At 37.1% G+C, this 20,844-nt stretch carries 18 protein-coding genes; 13 read left to right on the plus strand and 5 right to left on the minus strand.

Going from position 1 to position 20,844, the window contains the following annotated elements; genetic code table 11:
• Positions 1 to 24: 24 nt before the first annotated feature.
• From ACJVDK_RS15940 to ACJVDK_RS15950, 3 genes are all read right to left on the minus strand, one after another.
• Positions 25 to 711: a hypothetical protein gene (locus ACJVDK_RS15940; protein WP_443937658.1), complete on the minus strand. Its 687-nt coding sequence runs from the start codon at positions 709 to 711 to the stop codon at positions 25 to 27.
• 65 nt (positions 712 to 776) lie between these two features.
• On the minus strand, positions 777 to 3,221 hold the full coding sequence (locus tag ACJVDK_RS15945) for a TonB-dependent receptor domain-containing protein (RefSeq protein ID WP_443937659.1): 2,445 nt from the start codon (positions 3,219 to 3,221) through the stop codon (positions 777 to 779).
• A 249-nt stretch (positions 3,222 to 3,470) separates the two neighbouring features.
• Entirely contained in the window at positions 3,471 to 5,903 is a 2,433-nt protein-coding gene (locus ACJVDK_RS15950; RefSeq protein WP_443937660.1) for a TonB-dependent siderophore receptor, read from the minus strand.
• Between the two features lie 169 nt (positions 5,904 to 6,072).
• On the opposite strand from ACJVDK_RS15950, the gene ACJVDK_RS15955 reads away from it, so the two are divergent.
• Entirely contained in the window at positions 6,073 to 7,275 is a 1,203-nt protein-coding gene (locus ACJVDK_RS15955; protein ID WP_443937661.1) for an NAD(P)/FAD-dependent oxidoreductase, read from the plus strand.
• Here the strand turns inward: ACJVDK_RS15955 and ACJVDK_RS15960 are convergent, their stop codons facing one another.
• Positions 7,276 to 7,989: a DUF4397 domain-containing protein gene (locus ACJVDK_RS15960; RefSeq protein WP_443937662.1), complete on the minus strand. Its 714-nt coding sequence runs from the start codon at positions 7,987 to 7,989 to the stop codon at positions 7,276 to 7,278.
• A gap of 623 nt (positions 7,990 to 8,612) precedes the next feature.
• Here ACJVDK_RS15960 and ACJVDK_RS15965 point away from each other — a divergent pair.
• The 10 genes from ACJVDK_RS15965 (at position 8,613) to ACJVDK_RS16010 (ending at position 17,797) form a co-directional block, all read left to right on the plus strand.
• A complete protein-coding gene (locus ACJVDK_RS15965) occupies positions 8,613 to 9,314 on the plus strand; it encodes a GNAT family N-acetyltransferase (protein ID WP_443937663.1) in 702 nt (233 codons plus the stop codon).
• Between the two features lies 1 nt (position 9,315).
• Positions 9,316 to 10,503, plus strand: coding sequence for an argininosuccinate synthase (gene argG, locus ACJVDK_RS15970; protein ID WP_443937664.1), 1,188 nt, complete (start codon positions 9,316 to 9,318; stop codon positions 10,501 to 10,503).
• An 82-nt stretch (positions 10,504 to 10,585) separates the two neighbouring features.
• Complete coding sequence (gene argC / locus ACJVDK_RS15975; RefSeq protein ID WP_443937665.1) at positions 10,586 to 11,563, plus strand: N-acetyl-gamma-glutamyl-phosphate reductase; 978 nt, start codon at positions 10,586 to 10,588, stop codon at positions 11,561 to 11,563.
• Between the two features lie 133 nt (positions 11,564 to 11,696).
• Positions 11,697 to 12,065, plus strand: a complete 369-nt coding sequence (locus ACJVDK_RS15980) for a four helix bundle protein (protein WP_443937666.1) — start codon at positions 11,697 to 11,699, stop codon at positions 12,063 to 12,065.
• Positions 12,066 to 12,116: 51 nt separating this feature from the next.
• A complete protein-coding gene (locus ACJVDK_RS15985; RefSeq protein WP_443937667.1) occupies positions 12,117 to 13,250 on the plus strand; it encodes an aspartate aminotransferase family protein in 1,134 nt (377 codons plus the stop codon).
• A 153-nt stretch (positions 13,251 to 13,403) separates the two neighbouring features.
• Positions 13,404 to 13,772: a four helix bundle protein gene (locus ACJVDK_RS15990; protein WP_443937668.1), complete on the plus strand. Its 369-nt coding sequence runs from the start codon at positions 13,404 to 13,406 to the stop codon at positions 13,770 to 13,772.
• 35 nt (positions 13,773 to 13,807) lie between these two features.
• Complete coding sequence (locus tag ACJVDK_RS15995; protein WP_443937669.1) at positions 13,808 to 14,776, plus strand: acetylornithine carbamoyltransferase; 969 nt, start codon at positions 13,808 to 13,810, stop codon at positions 14,774 to 14,776.
• Positions 14,777 to 14,848: 72 nt separating this feature from the next.
• Positions 14,849 to 15,637 carry an acetylglutamate kinase gene (argB, locus tag ACJVDK_RS16000; RefSeq protein WP_443937670.1) on the plus strand — a complete coding sequence of 263 codons (789 nt, stop codon included), beginning with the start codon at positions 14,849 to 14,851 and terminating at the stop codon, positions 15,635 to 15,637.
• Positions 15,638 to 15,855: 218 nt separating this feature from the next.
• A complete protein-coding gene (proC, locus tag ACJVDK_RS16005; protein WP_443937671.1) occupies positions 15,856 to 16,665 on the plus strand; it encodes a pyrroline-5-carboxylate reductase in 810 nt (269 codons plus the stop codon).
• Between the two features lie 70 nt (positions 16,666 to 16,735).
• The gene (locus ACJVDK_RS16010; protein WP_443937672.1) at positions 16,736 to 17,797 is read left to right on the plus strand and encodes a M20 family metallo-hydrolase; all 1,062 of its coding nucleotides are present in this window, start codon (positions 16,736 to 16,738) and stop codon (positions 17,795 to 17,797) included.
• Positions 17,798 to 17,887: 90 nt separating this feature from the next.
• Here the strand turns inward: ACJVDK_RS16010 and ACJVDK_RS16015 are convergent, their stop codons facing one another.
• Positions 17,888 to 18,745 carry a mechanosensitive ion channel family protein gene (locus ACJVDK_RS16015; RefSeq protein ID WP_443937673.1) on the minus strand — a complete coding sequence of 286 codons (858 nt, stop codon included), beginning with the start codon at positions 18,743 to 18,745 and terminating at the stop codon, positions 17,888 to 17,890.
• Between the two features lie 234 nt (positions 18,746 to 18,979).
• Between ACJVDK_RS16015 and argH the strand changes: the two genes are divergently transcribed.
• Together argH and ACJVDK_RS16025 are read left to right on the plus strand one after the other, a co-directional pair.
• Positions 18,980 to 20,317, plus strand: coding sequence for an argininosuccinate lyase (gene argH, locus ACJVDK_RS16020; protein ID WP_443937674.1), 1,338 nt, complete (start codon positions 18,980 to 18,982; stop codon positions 20,315 to 20,317).
• A 30-nt stretch (positions 20,318 to 20,347) separates the two neighbouring features.
• On the plus strand, positions 20,348 to 20,809 hold the full coding sequence (locus ACJVDK_RS16025) for a hypothetical protein (RefSeq protein WP_443937675.1): 462 nt from the start codon (positions 20,348 to 20,350) through the stop codon (positions 20,807 to 20,809).
• Positions 20,810 to 20,844: the final 35 nt, after the last annotated feature.

Raw genomic sequence — 20,844 nt, forward strand, 5'->3', positions numbered from 1 at the left:
TTTTTTTCTTAACAGATGATAAAACTACTTTACTTGAGTAGTGTACGTTACCAAGTGCCAGATTTTCTCGAAGTCTTTATTGTTTAATTTTCCGGCAACTTTCTCTTCTGTAAACGCTTCTACAAAGTATTTACCTTTTTGTGTTGTTTGAAAAGTGAATTTACCATTTGCATCGGTTTCCGGCTCTTGTTTTGTATAGTCAGGATTTATAACGGTTAACTTTTGCTTCGCAAGGGGAGCTTTTTTATAAAGCATTTGATTGCCTGATTTATCAGCCTGAATGGTTAATAAAGCATCCTTCGGGAAATGTGTGTTAGTATTTGCTTTTCCTACTGAAACATCGGCGAAAGCATAATATTCAATTTTAGCATGTTCATAAACTGCTGCAACTTCGTGTACAACAGCTAATTTATAGGTTCCATCTTGATCTGGAGTGAAACTAGCTTTGTGGAAAAGTACATCGGCTGTGCTGTTTATTACTTTACTTGTTCCATCTGGTGCAATAAGCAATAATTTAAATTCCTTTAAATTGCTGAACCATTTAGCAGCCGTATCGGGTTCTTTGCTTTCATATTCACCGAAGAATACTTTTACTTCTTGTGTTTGGCCTTTTTTTCCTTGGCTTGCGGTTTCTATCCATAAAGCGTGAGCAAAAACCTGCGTAAGGCTAAAGGTTAGAAGAATTAAAAGAAGAGATAATTTTGTTTTCATGATATTCGGGTTTAAGTTAAAAGCCTACAGAAATTGATTAGAGTCAATTTCTGTAGAGCGAGTTTTTAAAATTTATAGGTAACGCTACCAGTATAGGTTCTCAAATCTTGAGGGTTCATTGTAGAATAACCAGTCCAATATTTTTGGTTGGTAAAGTTATCTGCTTTAATGCCGATTCTAAATCTGCTGTGATCATAAAATAGCGAAGAATTAAAAACTTTATAAGCAGGAAGGATAAATACTCCAGAGCTAACGCTATTTACAATTTTGTTGTCGCTAGCATAGTTTCCTCCAACACCTAAACCAAGTCCTTTTAGCGAGCCATTAACCAGTTTATAGCTAATCCATAGGTTAGCGGAATAAGGGGCTGCTGAGTAAGCATCTCTTCTACCTTCTACATCAGCGGAAGCATTTTTTAAATAATTATCGTTGTAGGCAAAACCGGCGATAATATTTAAGCCTTTTAATGGATTTGCGATAATTTCTGCTTCAACCCCTTTACTTATTTTATTACCATCTTGGATTTGCGCATTTGGATTTGAGGGATCTTGATTATATCCTCTAACAATATCTTTAACTTTAATATCGTAATACGATACCGATCCAGTTAATTTATCGCCAAAAGCACTCACTTTAATACCACCTTCAATTTGATTTGCTTGCTCTGGTTTAAAAGCATCACCTTTATAATCAATGCCGTTAACATTGTTAAAACTGTTTTGGTAATTAGCAAAAAGCGACACTTGATCTTTGATTACTTGATACACTAATCCAAACTTAGGAGAGAATGCTGTTTGTTTATATCCACCTGTTCTAGGAACATTCATGCGGTTAGAGTTTCCCTTATTATCAAAACGATCAACTCGAATGGCTGCTGAAGCGATTAACTTATCTGTTAAGTTAATTACATCAGAAACATATGCACTGTATGTGTTAGAAATATTATTAACAGGATAATTAAATATAACACCAGGATTGTTGGTGTTTGCGGCATAAAAAGCAGCTAAATTTGTTTCGTTAAAATCGTTATAGTTAGGGTCATTCCCGTTTTTATTCGTTACATCAAACGTATTAATCGAGTAAAATAATTGATCATTGTTCTGACGTAAATAATCTAAACCAATTACCACTCTGTTTTTGACTGAACCTAGGTGAAATGTACCATTAAAATTTTGTTGAACTTCGTAGGTATAACTTTTGCTTTTATCTGTTGATTGATCTGCTCTTGATAAATATTCTGCTCCAGGAGCCGCAGCAGGGTTAAAGAAACTATTTGGTACTAAGAAGAAATAAGATCCACGACCGTTTGAGAAACTATAGCTACTTGAGAAGTTGGTGTGCGAAGACCAATTTTCGTTAAATTTATAATTCGCTTGTCCGAAGAAATTGCTACTATTATATCTTTGTTTTAGTCCGTTGCCAATAAAAGATTTGTTATAATCTATCCCTGATTGATCTGCTCTATCGAAGCCTAATTGTGCTACTGGAAAGTAAAAGAAAACAAATGGTTTTAATGTATTTGTTCCATTTGCAATTTCGGCATCAACTAAAAAATCTAATTTATCGTTCACTTTATACGATATACTAGGGGCTAAAAAGGTTCCTCTGTCGTAAACATTATCTTGGAAAGAGCCTCTATAATTATAAGAAGCATTGAAGCGCGCATAGATTTTATTTTTTTTATCAATTGGGAAATTAAAATCAGTGCTTAGCCTGTTTAAATCGTAACTGCCCGTTGAGTAGGTTACATCACCACCAATGCCCTCAAAAGGTTTTTTAGTAACACGATTAATTAAACCGCCATATGAGGTTAAAGTGCTACCAAATAATGTAGCAGATGGGCCTTTGATTACTTCTACACTTTCTAAGTTAGCAGCATCGTTTCTACTGGTTACTGTACCTGCTAGTCCGTTTCTAAGTTTTGCTTGTACAATAAAACCTCTAGACGCATAATATGCCCCACCATCGCCACCACGAGAGGTCGACTCCCACATTTTTTGGATGCCGGTTGCATTGCGCGTGGCATCATCAACAGAAAAAATCAATTGATCGTTGATTGTTTCTTTGGATATCGTTGTATAAACCTGTGGGTTTTCTAGGTTGTTAAGCGGCATTTTAGAAACATATTCACTTTTCTTTGTTGCGTATTTATTCCCTTTTATTTTGTTGATATTTACTTCATTTAATTGGTTTAAACTTTCGCTGATAGTAAAATTAACCGTTTGGTTTTCCCCAGCGACTACTTCAATTTTTTTTTCGGTAGTTTGAATACCAACTCCTGATGCGCGTAAAATGTACGTTCCTGGTTTCACTTTTTTTAATTCATAAAAGCCGTTTTCATCTGTAATGTTGGCTAAGCCTTTTCCTTTTAAGCCTACAGAAATATAAGCCGCTGGTTTACCATCTGATGTAGTAATAGTTCCTTTTATTGTTGAACTTTGTTGGGCATATGCAAAAATGATGGTCATGCATAATATGGGGATAAAAAGTAGGTGTCTAAGTTTATTCATATTTTTTTATTTAGATTAATTATAAACGACGCAAATTAACGGTCTATAATTGATTATTGCAAATTATTTTGAATAATTCTAAATAAGCAAATAAAATGACCTATCTATTTTATAACAGGTTGATTTTGAGTGTGTAGTGTTGGTTGTTGGAGGTAAACTAAAAAACCCGATAGCGCTATTTAATTTAGCGTTATCGGGTTCATCTGTGCAATCGAAAGTTTATTTGGTCAGAGACCTAAAGTTTTGTGCTTAAAATTTAAAACTTATGTTCGCAACAATGCTTCTTGGCATTTGCGCTTCTACAGTAGTCCAACCTTTGTAATATTTTGTATCCGCTAAATTGTCAACTTTAAGACCCAAGCGATAGCTATTGGTATTGTAGAAAGCTGTTGCATTAAAAACGGTATAAGCAGGAAGGGTGAAAATGCCAGTTGCGAGTGAATTTGTAATAATATTTTCGCTATTGTAATTAGCGCCTAAGCCAAATCCTAAGCCTTGCAGTTTTCCGTTTGTAAGGCTATAGCTTAACCATGCATTTACCATATCTTCTGGGCCCGCACTAACAGGACGACGACCTTCTACACTTGCTGCAGCTTTTGTCATTTTGCTATTGTTATGGCTGTATCCGCCAACAAAATTTAATCCAGGTAGTGGGTTAGCATTTAAACTTAATTCAAAGCCTTTGCTTAACTGTGTTCCATCTTGAACGGTAATGTTGTAATTGGTGCCATTCACATTGATTGACTCGCCACGGGTCATGTTTTTAACTTCAATGTTATAATAACTAGCCGTTAAGTTTAATTTATTATGAAATAAATCGGCTTTTACACCACCTTCAATTTGGTTGGCTTGCTGTGGTTTAAAAGTTCCAGAAACATCGGCCAAAGGTTGAACAACCGGAGCAACGTTTCTAAAACCGTTCATATAATTTGCAAATAACGAAACTTGATCTTTAAACAATTGATAGGTTAATCCAAATTTTGGTGAAACGGCTGTTTGTTTATACGTTCCTAAAGTTGTTCCATTTGCTTGGTTGTAGGTCCCTTTATTGTCGAAACGATCAACACGTACGCTAAGCATAGCAGAAAGTGCGTCGGTGATGTTTACGACATCCGAAATGTACGCACTGTACACTTTAGAAGCGGTGCTTGTTTTTGAATTGGAATTAGCAGCGGTAGTTCCAAGTGTAGAGGCGGCAATTTTTGCGTCAACTTGGTCTTTAGAAATGTTGATGTAGTTTGCTGGGTTACTAGCCGAGTTTACTAAATCGTATAAAATATAAGGAGAGTTACTATTGTTGGTGGTTTGATTTAGGTAATCTAAGCCAATGATCATCCTATTTCTGATACCTCCGATTTTAAAATCTCCAATAAAATTTTGTTGAATATCTGCTGCGGTACTGGTAGAATTTTGCAATGCCACCATACGCGATAATACATCATCCGTGGTGCCTAAATACATTACATATTGGTAGTTTCCTTTAGATTGACGACTGTTTTGCGCGAAATTTGTTTGCGAAATCCATTGGTCAGAAATTTTGTAAGATAATTGGCCGTGAACGTTTACAGTAGGAGTAGTAAAGGTTAAATCGTTACTCGTGTATGATTTAGTGAAATCGAAATTTAGTTCATCCGGTGTACGGGCAATCAGTTGTCTGCTTCTATTTAAGAAAACCATTAACGGATTGGTGCCCTCATAATTATAAAATTCAGCTGCTAAATTTAATTTTAGACGATCGTTCACTCTGTATTCTAAAGCCGGAGCAAAGAACATGGTTTTTCCAAAACCAGCATCTTGCCAGCTATTTTGTTTGGTGTATGCTCCGTTAAATCTTACCAATAATTTTTTAGATTGGTTAATTGGGCCATATACATCAGCGGTTAAGCGATTTAAACCGAAACTTCCTGTTTGGTAGCTAAAGTTGCCTCCTTTTGTATCAATGGGTTTTTTTGTAATTACATTAATTAAGCCACCGAAGTTGGTAATAGCACCACCATATAAAGTTCCAGATGGGCCTTTAATTACTTCAATGGTTTCAATATTAGCAGGGTCTAAATCGGCGTTTGTTAAGCCTGCAATACCATCAACTAACGCAATTTGCGTAGTAAAACCTCTTAAATTATAATAGGTTGCTCCATCACCTGGTCTTCCGGTAGAAGTCCATGATTTATCCAAACCTGATGTGTTTTTTAATGCATCACTAATGTTCGTAATCATTTGCTCTTCCATTAATTCTTTCGAAATGGTGTTGTAAACCTGCGGATTTTCGAGATTTGTTAAAGGTAACTTGGCAACATATTCGCTGTTTTTTGTGGCAAATTTGTTCCTTTTTCCACTTAGGATAGTTATTTCCTCCAACCTCTGGTCATTTTCTTTTAAAACAAAATCGATATTTTTGGTTTCTCCAGCAATCACCGTTACAGTTTGTTCAATGGCAATTAGCCCAACTGCAGAAACTTTAACGGTATAGGTTCCAGGCTTAATTTTAGAAATAGTAAACTTTCCATTCTCATCTGAGGTGGTTCCGATACCTTTTCCTTTTAAACCCACTGAAATATAAGCTGCAGGTTTACCATTTGAAGTGGTAATGTAGCCTTTTAAAATGGCGTTTTGCTGTGCATATGAGAGTATGCTAAGCATGCTAAGTAAGAACGTTAAAAATAAGGGTTGAAGTTTATTCATGTTGATTTTATTTGGATTTATTCTAAACAGCGCAAAATAACGAGCAAAATATGTCTTATCCAAATTATTTTAAGTAATTCTAAATAATATTCGGGCTTGCTATAGCGTGCTTCAGATTGTTTTAAGCAAACTAAACTGGTTGTTGGGTGTTGTTTTTAAAATTAGCACGATGAAAATACGGTCCAACGAACCTTACTGGTTAGTAAAAAATGGGTTAATCAATAGCTATCCATCCTTACAAAAGGATATTGAAACAGATGTTTTGATAGTAGGAGCTGGAATAACTGGTGCTTTAATGGCACATGCATGTGTAAAAAAAGGTTTTAAAACCGTTCTAATTGATAAAAGAGAAGTGGTTAACGGAAGTTCATCGGCCACAACCTCCATGTTGCAATACGAGATTGATGTTCCTTTGTGTCAATTAATTGAACTGATAGGGGAAGAAGGTGCTGTAGCTGCTTACAAGGCTTGTCGCGATGCGATTTACAAATTAGAGGATATTGTGCAAGCGATAAAATCTACCGCAGGATTTGAAAGAAAAGAATCGCTTTATTTTGCTGCTGACGAAAAAGACATTGAACTACTTAAACAGGAATTTGAAAGCAGAAAGTATTATGGCTTTAACGTTAAATGGCTTAGTAGTAAGGTTATTTGGGCTGCTTACAAATTGAAAGCAGCGGGAGGAATTTTATCAGAAGATGGTGCAAGCGTGGATGCCTTTAAGTTAGCACATGATTTATTAGCATATAATGTCAAAAAGGGATTGAAGGTATACGATAAAACAATGTTGAATGCCACGCGAGCAGAAAAAGAAGGGGTATTGGCCGAGGTTGAAAGCGGTGCAAAGATTTATGCTAAAAAAGTGATTTATTGTACAGGTTACGAAACCCAAGAGCTATTGCCTGAAAAAATAGTGAACCTGAAAAGTACCTTTGCCATGGTAAGTGAGCAGAATGACCTATTGGAGCAAAATTTAAAAAATACCTTATTCTGGAATACAGCCTCTCCTTATTTGTATCTTCGGACTACAGAGGATAATAGATTATTGGTTGGTGGGGCCGATGAGGATTTTAAAGACCCTGTAAAGCGCGATTTACTTTTAGATAAAAAAACGACTAAACTCATTGGTCAGATTGGGGATATCATGCCTGAGTTAACGTATCTGCAAGATTTTAGTTGGTGCGGAACATTTGGCGAAACAAAGGACGGACTGCCCTATATTGGCGCTCATCCCAAGTTCCTCAATAGTTATTTTGTTCTTGGGTTTGGTGGGAATGGTATTACTTTTTCCGTTTTAGGAATGGAAATAATTACCGGCCTAATGACCGGTAATCCTGATTTATTGGCGTATTTTTTTCGGTTCAACCGATAATTATTTCAGAATAAGTGTTTGAAGGTCTAATCCACGTTCGGTATTTCCTGTTGCGGTTACTAGGCCTAAGCAAACTATGTCGTAATGATAACCTGCAGCAAGCGTTACGCTGCTTGAGCTTACCTTAACGGTGCCAGAACTGTTTTCTTTTGCATCAAAACTGTAAGCTCCAGGGTCAACAGCTACGAATCCGCTAGCTACTTTATACGCTTTGTTGGCGATTAATGCAGTAGTGGCATCTTTTTTAACTAAATCAAGAGCGGGAGCATCGGGCGAAAGATTCACAAAACGGATATAGGCTTTATTGGCATCCGGAATGCTTAAATCATCGGTAATGAATAGGCCGTCCAATGCATTTGGCCTATTTATTAAATAAAAAGATTGAAATGAGCTAGGTGCAAGGGATATCGTTTTTGAATATAAGCTTTCAGTTGTGCTGGCTGATGTAAATTTAATGGTGTAATTGTTGGTTTCTCTTTGTGAATATGAAACAGTACCGCCTAAAGGTAAAGCGGCCGAATTAATGCGCGTACCACCAACATAGGCATTATACGTAGCAGTTGAGGGCGATGCATTGATTACTCTTAAGGCATTTAAGGTTGTAGTGGTATCCTCGCTTTTCGAGCAAGAGCTGAGTCCGCTTACCAATAGAATTGCTGCCGTAAGTGCATAGTAAGTAGTTTTCTTCAAAAAAAGAGGAGTAGAATTTTTCATAATTATCGGTTGTATATTCTTTAAACGCAAAAAATAAATTGAATGCTACATAGTATTCAATTAATATACAAATATTGAGTTTATATACGATTGTTTAATATAAAATCGTGTTAAAAGGTGTTAAAATTTAAAATATGAGTAAAGAAAAGTAAAATTAATTTAACACTAAATACTTTACTTTTATATATGTAAGTTAATTGATTTTTTAGAGGTAAGTGCTACATCTTCTAAAGGTTATAAAATAAGGGCTTTTTAAGCGAAGTTTTGAGCTATGTTTTAATTGAGTCAGATTTTCAAAAAAAATGCCATAATTTGATAAAAAAATGTGCATAATATTGTGTAACTCAAATTTTATTTAAACCTTTGCACCTCAATAGAGTTAAAGCCGTTTTAATACGCAAGAAATGATTAAACAATTTTTAAATAAACTTTCAATTTTTTCAGCACAAATTGTGTTTGGGAATGAGGTGTTTATTAATCGTTTCCAGCCCGTATTTTATTACCCCATAAGTCGGCAAAATTTTACCCCACGTATTTAGTAGGTCTTTACTAAACGTAACGAGGAATTGATCCTCTCTAAAAACCCAATTAACAAGATACCTTAATTTTTCGTTAGAAAACGAATGGATATTAATGATTTTATAGTACAGGTAGCAATTCCCGAGCATAAAGTGTTTGCTGAGGAAATTGTAACCGAGATGGCAGAATCGGCGAAAGCCAGAGGAACAGGCATTGCAAAGCGTTCGCCAGAGTATGTTTCAGGTAAAATGGAAGAAGGCAAAGCGGTTATCGCGTTTCATAAAGATGGAACATGGGCCGGCTTTTGTTATATCGAAACCTGGAGTCATGGGCAGTTTGTAGCCAACTCGGGTTTAATTGTATCGCCAAAATTTAGAAAAGCTGGCTTGGCGCATGCAATCAAACAAAAAGTTTTCGATTTATCTCGAACACTTTATCCGAAAGCAAAAATATTCGGTTTAACCACTGGTTTGGCCGTGATGAAAATAAATTCTGATTTAGGATACGAGCCCGTAACCTATTCGGAACTTACCCAAGATGAAGAATTTTGGAAAGGCTGCCAAAGCTGTGTTAATTTCGAAATTTTGAAAATGAAGGACCGTAAGAACTGTATGTGTACAGCTATGTTATACGATCCGGCTACGCAAAAACATGAAGCAGCAAAAAAGTTTGCCGAGGAATTAGAAAAGAAACCCAAATTATACGAGCGCTTTATGCGCATTAAACAGCGTTTAGTTGTAAAACCTAAACCAAAATCGGGACTAAACGTATTTTTGTTTTTATTTACCTTTTTATTTAACAAATAGCATGAAAAAAGTTGTTTTAGCATTTAGCGGAGGTTTAGATACCTCATTTTGTTGTATTCATTTAAAAGAAGATCGCGGATTAGAAGTGCACTCTGTTATTGTGAATACCGGTGGTTTCTCAGATGAAGAGCTGCAAGAAATCGAAAAAAGAGCATATGCTTTGGGCGTAAAATCGCATGCGGTGGTAGATGAAACAGAGAATTACTACAATAGCTGCATTAAGTATTTGGTGTTTGGTAATGTATTGAAAAATGCAACCTACCCACTTTCAGTTAGTGCTGAACGTGTGAGCCAAGCAACTGCTATTGCAAATTATGTTAAAAAAATTGGTGCTGATTATGTAGCGCACGGTAGCACCGGAGCAGGTAACGACCAAGTGCGTTTCGATATGATTTTTAATATCCTTATTCCAGATGTTGAGATTATTACGCCAATCCGCGATTTAAAATTATCGCGTGAAGCAGAAATAGAGTATTTAGCTAAACATGGTGTTGAATATAGTGCCGAGAAAGCAAGATATTCAATAAACAAAGGTTTATGGGGAACATCGGTGGGTGGAAAAGAAACGCTAACTTCACACGATACATTACCTGAAAGTGCTTGGCCAACGCAGGTTTCGGAAACGGAATCGCGTAAAGTTGAATTAACGTTTGAGCAAGGTGAATTAGTGGCGGTTGATGGTGAAGTAATGGAGCCGGTAAGAGCAATTCAAAAGTTGCAAGCCATTGCACAACCGTATGGCATTGGTCGTGATATTCACGTGGGAGATACCATTATCGGGATTAAAGGGCGTGTTGGTTTCGAAGCAGCTGCTCCTGTATTAATTATCAAAGCACACCATACATTGGAGAAACATACCTTAACAAAATGGCAATTGAGCTGGAAAGAGCAATTATCATCGTTTTATGGTAACTGGTTGCACGAAGGGCAATTCCACGACCCAATTATGCGCAATATTGAAGCCTTTTTGGCGGATACGCAAAAAGTGGTAACTGGTAAAGTATTTATTGAATTGTTGCCATATCGTTTTAATATTATCGGTATTGAGTCGAACCACGATTTAATGAGCAATAAGTTTGGTAGCTATGGCGAAATGAACAACGCTTGGAGCGGTGAAGATGTTAAAGGTTTCTCGAAAATTTTCGGAAATCAAGTAATGATTTGGCATAAAGTAAACAACGAGGCGTAGCCTCGAAGGTTTAAGGTAGGGTAGAAAGGCGTAAGGTTAAAGCGCCATAAAACCTTCGGTCTTAAACCTCAAACCTAAAAAAATGATAAAAGTAGGAATAATAGGTGGTGCAGGTTATACAGGAGGCGAAATGTTACGCATCTTGGTCAATCATCCACAAGTAGAAATTGCTTTCGTAAATAGTACCAGCAATGCCGGTAATTTGGTTTCGGAGGTACATAGTGATTTGTTTGGCGATACTGATTTACGTTTTACAAATGAAATTTCACAAGATATTGATGTGCTGTTTTTGTGTGTTGGACATGGAGATGCCCAGAAATTTTTGGATGCAAATGTCATAGATGATAGCATTAAAATAATCGATCTTTCACAGGATTTTAGATTAAATCGCCACTCATCAATCGGAAACCGTGAGTTTGTTTACGGTTTACCGGAATTAAACCACGAGGTAATTAAATCGGCTAAAAATATTGCAAATCCGGGTTGTTTTGCAACCTGTATTCAGTTAGGCTTGTTGCCGCTCGCAGCAAAAGGATTGATTAATAGCGAACTACATATTAATGCAACAACTGGGTCGACCGGTGCTGGACAAAGTTTATCTTCCACTTCACATTTTAGTTGGAGAAATAATAACCTTTCCATTTACAAAGCGTTCGAGCATCAACACTTAAACGAGATTGGCGAAAGCTTAATGCAATTGCAAGCCAATATTGACCAATCCATTAGTTTTATCCCACAAAGAGGCGATTTTACAAGAGGGATTTTGGCAGCGATGTATTTAGAGAGCGATTTAACTTTGGAAGAGGCTCAAGCAATTTACGAAGCGTATTACTCCGAACATCCGTTCACCCATGTGAGCCGGCGAAACATCGATTTAAAACAAGTAGTCAATACCAATAAATGCCTGGTTCATTTGGAAAAACATGGTAACAAATTGTTTATTATCAGCATTATTGATAACCTGTTGAAAGGTGCAAGCGGACAAGCGGTTCAAAATATGAACTTACTTTTTGGCTTGGATGAAACAGCAGGGCTTAAATTGAAAGCGATTGGGTTTTAAGTAATAGGTTGAGGGCTGGAAGGCTGAAGGATAGAAGGGCATGGAACCTGGCCTAAAATTAGAGGACATTAAATAATGGCAATTTAAGTACAACGATAAAGGGTAAGAGGAGAATGCCTTTAAAAGTAAAAAAATGAGAGATTATCAAAAACTAGATGTTTGGAAAAAAGCACATTTATTTACCCTTCAGGTTTATACGGAAATCCTCTCAGTAATGTCCATTGAAGAAAGGTTTGCATTAACGCAACAGATTCGGCGGGCAACCTATTCTATTCCATTAAACATTGTAGAGGGAAGTGGTAAACACACAGATAAAGATTTTACCTGTTATCTGGATAATGCACTGGGCTCTGCAAAAGAAGTAGAATATGCTTTTATCTTGATAAGAGATTTAAATTATATCAATGAAGAATTATGCGCATTGGTAAATAAAAGCATAAATGAAATTAAAGCGATGTTAATCGCATTTATTAAATTTTTGAGGGGCGGAGCAAAAGGTTAGGTAAAATATACCTTCTACCTTCCCTCCCTCAGGCTTTAACCTAAAAAAAAAATGAATTTATTCGACGTTTATCCTCTTAACGATATAGAAATAACCAATGCATCAGGCAGTCATGTTTGGGATGCAAATGGTCAAAAATATTTAGATTTATATGGCGGTCACGCTGTAATATCCATTGGGCATACCCACCCACATTACGTAACCCGTTTAACCGAACAATTGAGCAAAGTTGGTTTTTATTCGAATTCGGTTAAAATTCCTTTGCAAGTTCAATTGGCTGAAAAATTGGGTCAAGTTTCTGGCAAAACCGATTATCAATTATTTTTATGTAACTCGGGTGCAGAAGCAAATGAGAATGCGTTAAAGTTGGCTTCTTTTTATAATGGACGCAAAAAAGTAATCGCTTTTTCGGGTGCTTTTCACGGACGTACTTCCTTGGCGGTTGCTGTAACAGATAACCCTAAAATTGTTGCTCCGGTAAATCAAACGGAGAATGTTATTTTCTTGCCTTTTAATAATGAAGTGGCTTTGGAGGAAACTTTTAAAGCGCAAGGGAATGAAATTTCTGCGGTTATTATTGAAGGAATTCAAGGTGTTGGCGGAATTAAAGAAGCTTCGGTTAGTTTCTTGCAAAAAATCCGTTCACTATGTGATGAATACAATGCGGTGTACATCGCTGATTCAGTTCAATGTGGGTATGGCCGTACGGGTTCATTTTATTCTCACGACTATGCAGGTGTTGAAGCGGATGTATATACAATGGCGAAGGGTATGGGGAATGGCTTTCCGGTTGCAGGAATTTCAATTGCACCAAAATTTAAACCTTGGCATGGTGAATTAGGAACAACTTTCGGTGGAAATCATTTGGCGTGTGCAGCTGCATTGGCCGTTTTGGAAACCATTGAAAAAGATAATTTGCTGGAAAACGCAAAAACAGTTGGGGCGTATTTAATTGCTGAACTTAAAAAAATTGAGCAAGTGAAAGAAGTCCGTGGACGCGGCTTAATGATTGGTATTGAATTACCAGAAACATTGGCGCATGTGAAGAAAGAACTTTTGTTTAAGTATTTTATCTTTACAGGTGAAGCTAAACCAAATGTAATTCGTTTATTACCGGCTTTAAATTTAACAAAGGAGCATGCTGATGAATTTTTGGCGGCGTTTGGAAGGTTGGTTAAGGTGTAAGCTTTAAAGTCTAAGGTTTGGACACTAACGATTAAAAGCAAATGAGCGAAATTGCATAAGGATTAGAAAAAGTGCAAGTATGCTTAGAATTGACTAAAGAATTCTAATTTAGAGAAAACTCCCTATTTCTGTTTTACTTTTAAGTTCAATGAAATGAGAGATTATCAAAAATTAGAAGTTTGGAAAAGGGCGCATGAATTGAATATGTTCATAAAGAAACATATCGCTATCCGATTTCCAAAAGAAGAACGGTTTGAATTGACGTCTCAGTTAACACGGGCGTCATTATCTATTCCATTAAATATTGTGGAAGGATGCGGCCGATTTACAGATAGGGATTTTGCTCGTTTTCTTAATATTGCTTTAGGCTCAACCAATGAAATAGATTATTGTTGTTTATGTGCTTTTGAATTGAAATACATAAACGAAGAAGATTATAAAAAAGTAAATAAATCAATTAATGAAGTTAGGGCAATGCTAATTTCTTTTTTGAAATTTTTAAGAACTGGCGAAGGTAAATAACCTTATACCATACGCCTTAATACCTTATAACTAAAATGAAACTGTTCACATCCGTACACGATATTCCGAGTATCAAAGAAATGGTAAATGATGCACTCGCATTAAAAGCAAATCCGTATGCACATCAACATTTAGGTAAAAACAAAACATTAGGTTTGGTTTTTATGAACCCAAGTTTAAGAACCCGATTAAGTACGCAAAAGGCGGCTTTAAATTTAGGGATGAACGTAATGGTTATGAACTTAGATAAGGAGGGGTGGGCTTTAGAAACGCAAGACGGTGTCGTAATGAACGGTACTACGGTTGAGCATATTCGAGAAGCGGCTGCCGTAATGGGGCAATATTGCGATATTTTGGGTTTGCGTTCATTCCCGAAATTAGCAAGTCGCGAAGAAGATTATAGCGAAGATTTCTTCAATAAATTCGTGAAGTATTGTGCGGTGCCGGTGGTAAGCTTAGAAAGCGCTACGCGCCATCCTTTGCAAAGTTTTGCAGATATTATTACCATTCATGAAACCTGGGTTAAAAAAGCAGGTGTAAAACCTAAAGTTGTTTTGGCTTGGGCACCTCACGTGAAAGCCTTGCCACAAGCGGTACCCAATTCGTTTGCTGAATGGATGTGCCAAGCACAAGCAGAGGGAATGATTGATTTTACCATAGCTCATCCTGCAGGTTATGAGTTAGCGGAAGAATTTACACCAAATGCGAAAATCGAATACAATTTGGAGGAAGCATTGGTAGGGGCAGATTATGTGTATGTGAAAAACTGGAGTAGCTATAAAGAATACGGTAAAGTATTAACGTATCCGGATGGCTGGATGATGAACAACGAAAAATTGAAAATTACCAACGATGCAAAAGTAATGCATTGCTTGCCGGTTCGTCGCGATTTGGAATTGTCATCTGAAATTTTAGATGGACCAAATTCATTGGTCATTCACGAAGCTGGAAACAGGTTATGGGCAGCTCAGGCGGTAATTAAAGAAATGTTAGAAAAAATGTAAGAATCGGACGAAAGGTATAACGTGAGCGGTTTAGAGCTTTTTACGGCTTATCTGTAGTTAAAACTCAAAAAGATGCAAAAACTAACGATTGTAAAAATTGGGGGGAATGTAATTGATGATTCTGAGAAGTTGCATCAGTTTTTATTAAATTTTACTGCTTTGCCAGGCGAAAAAATTTTGGTGCATGGCGGAGGTAAAGTAGCAACCGATTTAAGCGCTACTTTGGGTGTTGAGGCCAAAATGGTAGACGGACGTCGTATAACCGATATCGAAACCTTGCGCGTGGTAACCATGGTTTACGCGGGCTTAATTAATAAAAATATAGTAGCACAATTGCAAGCAAAAGGTAGCAATGCCATTGGTTTAACGGGTGCAGATGGAAACATTATTCGTGCGATAAAACGTCCGGTGAAGGAAATCGACTACGGCTATGTAGGTGATTTGTTGGAAGATTCTGTTTCGGTGGACACGGTTGATAATTTATTGAAAGCAGGTTTAGTACCGGTTTTGTGTGCGATTACGCACGACAAAGAGGGCCAACTTTACAATACCAATGCAGATACTATTGCATCGGGTATCGCCATAGCGATGTCGGGGTTATATGAAACGAGCTTGGTGTATTGCTTTGAGAAAAAAGGGGTTTTGAAAGATGTGAACGATGATTTGACGGTGGTACGGGAAATTAAAGCCAATGAATTTGAGGATTTAAAAGCAGATGGTACAGTTGCGGGAGGTATGATTCCGAAATTGCACAATGCTTTTGAAGCGATTAAAAAAGGAGTTTCGGCGGTTTACATTGGCAAAGCCGATGAATTAAACGAATTAGCAAGTGGTACTTTTGGCACCAAAATGTTGAAATAAAAGAATAGATTTTGATTGGTTGGCACGGACAAGGAACCGGTCTGTAGGCTAATTTTTGGCCACCTAAACCTGATAGTAGTGAAAAGCTTTTGTTTGCGATGGCTAGGGTGTTGAGGGAAACAAAACTTGTAACGGATAGCAGGACTGTACGTTCATAAGTGTAGCGATTTGCTTTTCAAATAGATAAAAAATACCTAAACCAAATAAGACTCATAAACATGAAAAAAATTGCCATCATTGGGAGCGGAAATATTGGTCTTTCTTTAGCGAAAGGCTTAGTGAAGGCCGATTTTGCAAAAGCTGACACGATTACTTTAACGCGTAGAAATATAGATTATTTAAAGGTGTATGCTGAAAATGGCTTTGTTGTTAGCAATAACAATAAGCAAGCGGTTGCCGATGCGGATATTGTAATTTTGGCGGTTTTACCTCAACAATTGAATGGTGTTTTGGATGAAGTGGAGTCGGTAATTGATGCGAAAAAGCATGTAGTTATTTCGATTATTTCGGGGGTAAGTTGCGCGGCTATTCGCGAGAAACTGGGTGCTGATATAGAAGTGATTCGTGTTATGCCGAATACAGCCATTGCGATTGGCCAATCGATGACCTGTATGGCAAGCGATAATGCTTCGGCCGAAAATATTGCTAATGTGACGCGGATGTTTGAAACAGTGGGCTCGGTGGTGAAGATAAACGAAGATTTAATGACTTCGGCAACAGCACTTTGTGCGTGTGGAATTGCATTTTTCTTACGTGCTATTCGTGCGGCATCGCAAGGTGGTGTAGAAATTGGTTTTCATGCCGATGAAGCGCTGAAAATGGCAGTGCAAACGGCAAAAGGCGCAGCTGATTTACTTTTGTTGAATGCTACACACCCTGAAACAGAAATAGATAAAGTAACGTCGCCAAAAGGTTGTACCATTGCTGGTTTAAATGAAATGGAACATAACGGCTTTAGTTCGTCGTTAATAAAAGGAATTAAATTATCGGCCTTAAAAGCAGGAAATTTGTACACGAAAGAGGGTTAAAATTAAAAGCTTAAAGGAGATAGTTGAATGAGCTTTTGGCCTTAGGCTTTAAGCTTTAAGCATAACAAAAATGATTGAAAAATTAATTAAAGAAAGTACTGAGTTGTTGCGTGATTTGATCCGCATTCAGTCTTTGAGTAAAGAAGAAGATAGAACGGCAAATTTAATTGCGCAGTTTTTAGGTGAACACGGGATTAAAGTAAATAGAAAGCTGAATAATGTGTGGGCATATAACAAATATTTTGATGCGAGTAAGCCAACAATTTTGTTGAATTCGCACCATGATACGGTAAAACCTAATTCGGGCTATACGCGCGATCCTTACGATGCGGCGATAGAAGATGGAAAACTATTTGGTTTGGGCAGTAACGATGCAGGCGGTTGCTTGGTGTCGTTAATTGCTACTTTTTTATATTTCTATGAGCAAGAAGGTTTAAAATATAATTTTTGTTTGGCTGCAACTGCTGAAGAAGAAATCTCGGGAAATGATGGCTTGGAATTGGTTATCCCAGATTTGGGTGAACTGGAATTTGCCATTGTTGGCGAGCCTACCGAAATGCATTTAGCCATTGCCGAAAAAGGATTGTTGGTTATAGATTGTACCGCACACGGAAAAGCTGGGCATGCCGCAAGAGAAGAGGGCGAAAATGCCATTTACAAAGCCTTGCCTGATATAGAATGGTTCCGTACGTATCAGTTTCCGAAAGTATCGGAAGTATTTGGGCCTGTAAAAATGACGGTAACCATTATTAATGCTGGTTCGCAGCACAATGTAGTGCCGGCTAATTGTACGTTTACAGTTGATGTACGTGTTACGGATGCCTATACCAATGAAGAAGTAGTAGAAATTATTAAGCAACATGTAAGCTGCGAAGTAAAACCGCGCTCGGTACGGTTAAAGCCATCGTCAATTGATAAAAACCATCCGATTGTGATTTCGGGCGTGGCTTTGGGTAAAGAAACCTATGGTTCACCAACGACTTCAGATCAGGCTTTGCTATCTATTCCCTCGTTGAAATGTGGACCTGGTTTTTCTGGTCGCTCGCATATGGCAGATGAATTTTTGTATGTTGATGAAATTAGACAAGGTATTGAAGGATATATTGCGATGCTAAAACCTGTGGTTTGCTAGAAAAGAATATCCTTTCGGACTAAATTATTTCGTATAAAAAATCCCGCAAAAGATATAATTTTTGCGGGATTTTGCTTTTTAAAGGCGTTTTTATGGATGGTTGTAGTGGTGTACATCGCGTTGAGGAAACGGAATTTCAATTCCTGCGTTCTCCAATGCTTTCTTACAATCGATAATTAATTGTTCGTTCATGGTCCAAAAATTATCGTTATCGGTTGTTACCCGAACCGATATGTTTACAGAGCTATCCATTAAGGCGGTCACCATAATTTGAGGCTCAGGGTCCTTGAAAGCAAATTTGTTGTTTTTAACAACTTCCATTAAAATTTCTTTGGCCTTATTTATATCCGCATTGTATGAAATACCAATATCAAACCAGGTTCTACGCGTACCCAATTCGGTAAAATTGGTGATGTTGCTATTCGATAAATTTCCGTTGGGAACAACAACCATTTGGTTTTGTGGAGTTTTTAATTTGGTATTAAAAATATCTATTAGTGTTACTGTACCAGATACGCCGTTGTTGGTAGAAATAAAATCGCCGATTTTAAAAGGTTTAAGCGTTAATATAAGCACACCGCCTGCAAAATTAGATAATGAGCCCTGCAGCGCTAAACCTATGGCTAAACCTGCAGCACCTATAATGGCCACAAATGCCGAAGTTTGTACACCTAATTGGGTGGTAACAATAATAAATAATAATATTTTTAAAGCCCAATCGATAAGATTACTCAGAAAACGCCTTAATGAAATGTCGAGATTTTGTTTTTCAAAAATGGTGTTGATTACTTTTTTGATAAGTTTGATGAGCCAAACACCAATAAAAAAGATAATGACAGCCGAAAGAATTGAGCTGGCAATTTGAGGCGCATAATCAATTGCTTTATTGTAAATTCTATCAATGTTTGCTTGGATGTTTTCGGAGTTTACTTTTGTTGTACTTTGCATAAATAGTAATTAAAATAAGGATTAAGATTTGAACCGTTGGCTACAAATTTAAAGGTTCGTGTAAGAAATCAAAATTTTCAGTAAGATGTTAATGTAATAATAACCTTTAAATGAATGGGTTGTGTTTGGGTTAAGGCCTTGTAAAGAGCTACATAAACAGCATACATGCTTATTAAAAATACTTGTTAGTTATTTGTACTTTTGCAAAGCATTTTTAAGCGTTTAGTAATTACAATGAAAATTTGGCAAAAAAATATCGATGTAAATCAATTTGTAGAAAACTTTACTGTAGGTAAAGACCGTGAGTTGGATTTGCAAATGGCAAAATATGATGTGTTGGGCTCTTTGGCGCACACACAAATGTTGGAAAGCATTAATTTACTCACTGCAGATGAATTGAAAACGGTTCAGGCAGAATTGAAAAATATTTATGCGGAAATTGAGGCCGGAAATTTTACCATTGAAGATAGTGTAGAGGATGTACACTCGCAAGTGGAATGGTTACTAACGCAACGCATTGGCGAGGCTGGTAAAAAAATTCACAGTGGCCGTTCACGGAATGACCAGGTTTTGGTTGATTTGAAATTATTTTTCCGTGCGTGCATTGAAGATATGGTAGGCCAAACGGCTACGTTATTTAATCAACTTATTGCGTTAAGCAATACGCATAAAGATAAATTGTTGCCGGGATATACGCATTTGCAAATTGCCATGCCCTCTTCTTTTGGTTTGTGGTTTGGTGCCTATGCAGAAAGTTTGGCCGATGATTTAGAATTGATGTTGGCAGCTTGGAAAATCACCAATAAAAACCCATTGGGTTCGGCTGCGGGTTATGGCTCCTCGTTTCCATTAAACAGAACCTTAACCACCGAGTTATTGGGCTTTGAGAGCTTAAATTACAACGTGGTGTACGCGCAAATGGGTAGAGGTAAAACGGAGCGTATTTTGGCACAAGCCATGAGTGCAGTAGCCGCAACCTTAGCCAAAATGGCAATGGATGTTTGCTTGTTTATCAATCAAAACTTCGGGTTCATTAGTTTTCCGGCAGAGCTAACAACAGGGTCGAGCATTATGCCACATAAGAAAAATCCTGATGTTTTTGAATTGATTCGTTCGCGTTGCAATAAAATTCAGGCATTGCCAAATGAAATTGCGATGATGATTACCAATTTGCCATCGGGTTATCACCGCGATTTACAATTGCTAAAGGAGAATCTTTTTCCAGCGATTACTTCTTTAAACGAATGTTTGGAGATTGCGACGTTTATGTTTCAAAACATCAGCATTAAAGACGATATTTTAAAGGATAAAAAATACGATTACTTGTTTAGTGTAGAAGTGGTTAACGATTTAGCCTTGCAAGGTGTTCCATTTAGAGAAGCCTACAAAATAGTTGGTGAGCAAATTGAGAACGGAACATTCGCTCCTTCTAGTCAGTTAAATCACACGCATGAAGGCAGTATAGGGAATTTATGCAACGAGCAAATTTCGGCTTCGATGCAAAGTGTTTTAAGTCAATTTGGTTTTGAAAAAGTAAATAAAGCAGTGACTAATTTGGTTTCTGAATTGTAACTTAGGCTCACTAATCTAAATTAAACTCGAATGAAAAATTTCCTTATTATTATTGCCTTTCTGCTTTCAGTGAAGGGCGCATTTGCTCAAACCAAAGCCGTTGCGAAACAAAAAGCACCTGTAATAATGTATGTGGATGGCCGACCTTTGGATGTATTAATGGGGCAATTAATAGACCCAAAAGAGATAAGCTCGATAACTGTGAGGGGAATAGGGCCTAATGACATAGGCACTTCAAAAGAAAAAAACTTACAGGGTATTAATCTTTTTTTTAAAAAGGATGCTGAAATTATGAACTTAGATCAGTTTTTTAAGTTCTATAAAGTGCCTGAAGGAAATCGAGGACTGATTTTGATAAACGGTAAGCCGGTCGCATCCAAAGAAGGTTTCCTTGCGAGTAAGTCTATGATTGAAAAAGTAGATTTCGGCACAGACAAGTCGGGTAATTTGTTTGTAAACATCACAGCAGTAAAACGCACACCAAGTAAATAACGTAGCGTTAAACAACGTTTTTTCCCTACGCATCG

This window comes from Pedobacter paludisoli (assembly GCF_052344095.1).
Classification (GTDB): domain Bacteria; phylum Bacteroidota; class Bacteroidia; order Sphingobacteriales; family Sphingobacteriaceae; genus Pedobacter.

Bases quoted from the DNA above. Each gene is read 5' to 3' on its own strand.
- ACJVDK_RS15940 (WP_443937658.1), bottom strand. From the start codon at position 711: ATGAAAACAAAATTATCTCTTCTTTTAATTCTTCTAACCTTTAGCCTT.
- ACJVDK_RS15945 (WP_443937659.1), bottom strand. From the start codon at position 3,221: ATGAATAAACTTAGACACCTACTTTTTATCCCCATATTATGCATGACC.
- ACJVDK_RS15950 (WP_443937660.1), bottom strand. From the start codon at position 5,903: ATGAATAAACTTCAACCCTTATTTTTAACGTTCTTACTTAGCATGCTT.
- ACJVDK_RS15955 (WP_443937661.1), top strand. From the start codon at position 6,073: ATGAAAATACGGTCCAACGAACCTTACTGGTTAGTAAAAAATGGGTTA.
- ACJVDK_RS15960 (WP_443937662.1), bottom strand. From the start codon at position 7,989: ATGAAAAATTCTACTCCTCTTTTTTTGAAGAAAACTACTTACTATGCA.
- ACJVDK_RS15965 (WP_443937663.1), top strand. From the start codon at position 8,613: ATGGATATTAATGATTTTATAGTACAGGTAGCAATTCCCGAGCATAAA.
- argG (WP_443937664.1), top strand. From the start codon at position 9,316: ATGAAAAAAGTTGTTTTAGCATTTAGCGGAGGTTTAGATACCTCATTT.
- argC (WP_443937665.1), top strand. From the start codon at position 10,586: ATGATAAAAGTAGGAATAATAGGTGGTGCAGGTTATACAGGAGGCGAA.
- ACJVDK_RS15980 (WP_443937666.1), top strand. From the start codon at position 11,697: ATGAGAGATTATCAAAAACTAGATGTTTGGAAAAAAGCACATTTATTT.
- ACJVDK_RS15985 (WP_443937667.1), top strand. From the start codon at position 12,117: ATGAATTTATTCGACGTTTATCCTCTTAACGATATAGAAATAACCAAT.
- ACJVDK_RS15990 (WP_443937668.1), top strand. From the start codon at position 13,404: ATGAGAGATTATCAAAAATTAGAAGTTTGGAAAAGGGCGCATGAATTG.
- ACJVDK_RS15995 (WP_443937669.1), top strand. From the start codon at position 13,808: ATGAAACTGTTCACATCCGTACACGATATTCCGAGTATCAAAGAAATG.
- argB (WP_443937670.1), top strand. From the start codon at position 14,849: ATGCAAAAACTAACGATTGTAAAAATTGGGGGGAATGTAATTGATGAT.
- proC (WP_443937671.1), top strand. From the start codon at position 15,856: ATGAAAAAAATTGCCATCATTGGGAGCGGAAATATTGGTCTTTCTTTA.
- ACJVDK_RS16010 (WP_443937672.1), top strand. From the start codon at position 16,736: ATGATTGAAAAATTAATTAAAGAAAGTACTGAGTTGTTGCGTGATTTG.
- ACJVDK_RS16015 (WP_443937673.1), bottom strand. From the start codon at position 18,745: ATGCAAAGTACAACAAAAGTAAACTCCGAAAACATCCAAGCAAACATT.
- argH (WP_443937674.1), top strand. From the start codon at position 18,980: ATGAAAATTTGGCAAAAAAATATCGATGTAAATCAATTTGTAGAAAAC.
- ACJVDK_RS16025 (WP_443937675.1), top strand. From the start codon at position 20,348: ATGAAAAATTTCCTTATTATTATTGCCTTTCTGCTTTCAGTGAAGGGC.